The organism is Arthrobacter sp. Y3223164 (genome assembly GCF_059091005.1).
In genome coordinates, this window is record NZ_JBNHGF010000261.1 from 1 (window position 1) to 4,099 (window position 4,099).

Annotated in this window: 5 protein-coding genes; 4 read left to right on the plus strand and 1 reads right to left on the minus strand. The window is 69.0% G+C overall.

Going from position 1 to position 4,099, the window contains the following annotated elements:
• Positions 1–88 precede the first annotated feature (88 nt).
• A complete protein-coding gene (locus AC5RUJ_RS12185; protein ID WP_494023277.1) occupies positions 89–1,039 on the minus strand; it encodes a 1,4-dihydroxy-2-naphthoyl-CoA synthase in 951 nt (316 codons plus the stop codon).
• A 170-nt stretch (positions 1,040–1,209) separates the two neighbouring features.
• Between AC5RUJ_RS12185 and AC5RUJ_RS12190 the strand changes: the two genes are divergently transcribed.
• From AC5RUJ_RS12190 to AC5RUJ_RS12205, 4 genes are all read left to right on the plus strand, one after another.
• On the plus strand, positions 1,210–1,683 hold the full coding sequence (locus AC5RUJ_RS12190) for an SRPBCC family protein (RefSeq protein ID WP_494128799.1): 474 nt from the start codon (positions 1,210–1,212) through the stop codon (positions 1,681–1,683).
• A 176-nt stretch (positions 1,684–1,859) separates the two neighbouring features.
• Positions 1,860–3,071, plus strand: coding sequence for a thiolase family protein (locus tag AC5RUJ_RS12195; RefSeq protein ID WP_494000619.1), 1,212 nt, complete (start codon positions 1,860–1,862; stop codon positions 3,069–3,071).
• Entirely contained in the window at positions 3,071–3,958 is an 888-nt protein-coding gene (locus tag AC5RUJ_RS12200) for an enoyl-CoA hydratase/isomerase family protein (protein ID WP_494128800.1), read from the plus strand. Before AC5RUJ_RS12195 ends, AC5RUJ_RS12200 begins: the two co-directional genes overlap by 1 nt.
• Before the next feature lie 5 nt (positions 3,959–3,963).
• The coding region (locus AC5RUJ_RS12205) for a 3-hydroxyacyl-CoA dehydrogenase NAD-binding domain-containing protein (protein ID WP_494155917.1) at positions 3,964–4,099 on the plus strand (136 nt) is incomplete at its 3' end.

Consider the following 4,099-nt stretch of genomic DNA (forward strand, 5'->3'; position numbering starts at 1 on the left):
GTCCGGGGCGAGTTCGACGGCGGGGCCCTCGCCGCCCAGCGCCGCGGTCAGCGCTGCCAGTGCCGGCTCGATGTCCATGCCGCCCGCCCTAGAAGTAGTAGGGGAACGACGACCAGTCGGGGTCGCGCTTGGCCAGGAAAGCTTCCTTGCCTTCGACGGCCTCGTCCGTCATGTACGCCAGGCGGGTGGCTTCACCGGCGAAGACCTGCTGGCCGGCCAGTCCGTCGTCGGCCAGGTTGAACGCGAACTTCAGCATCCGGATGGCCTGCGGGGACTGCCGGGCAATGTCCGCCGCGTATTCCAGCGCCACCTCCTCGAGCCGCTCATGGTCCACCGCCTCGTTGACGGCGCCCATGCGGACCATGTCCTCGGCCGAGTACTCCCGGGCCAGGAAAAAGATCTCGCGGGCAGCCTTCTGGCCGATCTGCCGCGCCAGCAGTGCCGAGCCGTAGCCGGCGTCGAAGCTGCCGACCGTGGCGTCGGTCTGCTTGAACTTGCCGTGCTGCCGGGAGGCGATGGTCAGATCGGACACCACGTGCAGGGAATGTCCGCCGCCGGCGGCCCAGCCGTTGACGACGGCGATGACCACCTTAGGCATGGTGCGCATCAACCGCTGGACTTCCAGAATGTGCAGCCGGCCGGCGCGGGCCGGGTCGATGAATTCGGCCGACTCGCCGGCCGCGTTTTCCACCGGGTACCGGTAACCGTCGCGGCCGCGGATGCGCTGGTCGCCGCCGGAGCAGAACGAGTGGCCGCCGTCCTTGGGCGAGGGGCCGTTGCCGGTGAGCAGCACGGTGGCCACATCGGGCGTCATCCGGGCGTGGTCCATGGCGCGGTACAGCTCGTCCACGGTGCCGGGCCGGAAGGCGTTGCGCACTTCCGGCCGGTTAAAGGCGATGCGCACCGCCGGCAGGTCGCGCACCACGTTGCCGCTTGCGTCGCGCTCCACCTGGCGGTGGTAGGTCATGTCCTGGAAGTCGAAGCCTTCCACCACGCGCCACCGCGCCGGGTCGAAGAGGTCGGAAACCTTCTCCGGCAGGGCAGGCTGCGCCGGGACTCCGGCGTGGCCGGCGGTAGTGTTGGCGGTACTGGCTGGGGCGGGGCTCTCGGAAGTCACCCTTCGAGTTTATCGTTGCCGTTCCGCGGCTGCGCCGGGAGCAGTGCCTCCACTAGGCTGTTCGAAACCTGACTCCTTCCGAAAGAGCGACCGTGGGCCATCACCTTGAAATAGTCCGGCACGTCAACGCACCGGTCGACGCCGTGTGGCGCGTGATCACCGACATCCCCGGCTCCGCCCGGACGCTGAGCTCCGTGACGCGGGTCGAGATCCTGACGCCCGGCGACTACGCCGAGGGCTTCCGGTGGCGCGAAACCCGCAAGATGATGGGCAAGGAAGCCACCGAGGAGATGTGGGTGGCGGACGTCGACGCGCCGGCGTCGACGACGGTCAAGGCGGCATCGAACGGCGCCGACTACACCACGAGGCTCACGCTCGCGCCCGTGGACGGCGGCACCCGGCTGGCCATGTTCTTCGGGGCCGAGCTGGAGAACCCGGGAACGCTCCCGAGGCTGATGATGGCGCTCTTCGGAAAGCTGGGACTGCGCGTGGCGCGCAAGCAGATGGCCAAAGACCTGGAAGAGATCGCCGCCAAGGCCGAGGGCCGGGACGAAACCGCCGGTTGAGCCGGCCGGGTTCCGTCGGGGCGCTGCCTCGGACCTTCTGCGTCACGGCAGTTGACCCCTCCCCGGCCGCGTGGGATTCTTTATAGAACGGTCGGTCGGTAATTTTAGTCGCCTGCGGCAGCCGAAGCGACCGCTCATCGTCACCGTTGAACGATCAAGCGCGAGGGATTATTTCTATGGCTGAGGCATTCCTGATTGGCGGGGCGCGGACCCCGGTTGGCCGCTACGGAGGGGCGCTCTCGGCGGTCCGTCCCGACGACCTGGCGGCGCTAGTCGTCAAGGAAGCCGTGGTCCGGGCAGGCATCGATCCGGATGCCGTCGAGGAGGTCATCCTCGGCAACGCCAACGGGGCGGGCGAGGAAAACCGCAACGTGGCCCGCATGGCCTGGCTGCTGGCGGGCTACGGCGACCACGTTCCCGGCATCACCGTTAACCGGCTGTGCGCCTCCGGCCTGAGCGCCATCATCCAGGCGTCGCACATGATCAAGGCCGGCGCCGCGGACATCGTCATCGCGGGCGGCGTCGAATCGATGAGCCGCGCACCCTGGGTGCAGGAGAAGCCGGGCAAGGCCTTCGCCAAGCCGGGCGAGATCTTCGATACCTCCATCGGCTGGCGCTTCGTCAACAAGCGCTTCGCCAGCGGCGACCTCAGCCGCGACGGCAAGATGACCTATTCCATGCCGGAAACCGCCGAGGAAGTCGCCGACGTCTACGGAATTTCCCGCGAGGACGCAGACGCCTTCGCCGTGCAGTCCCACCAGCGGGCCATCGCCGCCATCGAGGGCGGCCGGCTCAAGGAAGAAATCGTCCCGGTGACGGTCAAGGGGCGCAAGGGCGACACCGTCGTCGACACCGACGAGGGACCCCGCCCCGGCACCACCCTCGAGGTCCTGGCCGGCCTGAAGCCCATCAACCGCGCGGACGGCGTGGTGACCGCCGGCAACTCGAGTTCGCTCAACGACGGCGCCTCGGCCATCGTGGTCGCCTCCGAGGCCGCCGTCAAGAAGTTCGGCCTGACCCCCCGCGCCCGCATTGTCGACGGCGCCTCGGCCGGCGTCGCACCGGAGATCATGGGCATCGGGCCGGTGCCGGCCACCCGCAAGGTGCTGGACCGCGCCGGCTGGAGCATCGACGACCTCGGCGCCGTGGAGCTCAACGAGGCCTTCGCCACCCAGTCGCTCGCGGTGCTGCGCGACCTGAAGCTGGACCAGTCGATCGTGAACAACGACGGCGGCGCCATCGCCTTGGGGCACCCGCTCGGTTCCAGCGGATCGCGCCTGGTGGTCACCCTGCTGGGCCGGATGGAGCGCGAAGGCGCGCAGCGTGGCCTGGCCACCATGTGCGTGGGCGTCGGCCAGGGCACCTCCATGATCGTTGAGCGGGTCTGATGCTCTTCGACGACTACTCCTTCAGCACGCTGCGGCTGGACGAGCGGGAGGACCGCGTCCACCTCGCGCTGAACCGCCCGGAGGTCCGCAACGCCATCGACCAGGCCATGGTGGACGAACTGCATGCCGTCTGCGCCGTCCTGGAACGGGCGCCGAGGATCCTCATCTTGTCCGGCACCGAGGTCAACGGCAAGGGAATATTCGCCTCCGGTGCGGACATCTCCCAGCTGCGCGAACGCCGTCGTGATGACGCCTTGGCCGGAATCAATTCCACGGTATTCCACCGCATTGCCCAGCTGCCGATGCCGGTCATCGCGGCGCTCGACGGCTTCGCGCTGGGCGGGGGAGCGGAACTGGCCTACGCCGCCGACTTCCGCATCGCCACGCCTTCCGTCAAGATCGGGCAGCCCGAGGTCGGCCTGGGCATCATGGCCGCGGCGGGGGCCACCTGGCGCCTGAAGGAACTGGTGGGCGAGCCGCTGGCCAAGGAGATCCTGTTGGCCGGCCGCATCCTGGACGCCGAAGAAGCGCTGGCGGCCCGCCTCGTCACCGAGATCCACGAGCCGGCCGCGCTCCTCGACGCCGCGCATGCGCTGGCCGACCGGATCGGCAAGCAGGATGCGCTGGCCGTGCGCATCACCAAGTCGGTGTTCCATACCCCGCGCGAGGCGCACCCGATGATCGATACCATCGCCCAGGGCATCCTGTTCGAGTCGCAGGCCAAGTTCGACCGGATGCAGGCCTTCCTAGATAAGAGCGCGGCCAAGAGCGCGGCCAAGAGCGCGGCCAAGAGCGCAGCCCGCAGTGCGGTCAAGACGGCTGCCGCCGCCCCGGACGGGGACGCCGTCCGAAGCCCCGGCGCCGCAGAGCAGCAAGGATCGAAGTGAGCGAGATGAATTCTGTGCAGACTATTCCCAACAACGTCGGTGTCCTCGGCGGCGGGCGCATGGGCGCCGGCATCGCCCACGCGTTCCTGACGGCGGGAGCCGACGTCGTCGTGGTGGAACGCGACGAGGCCGCCGCCGAGG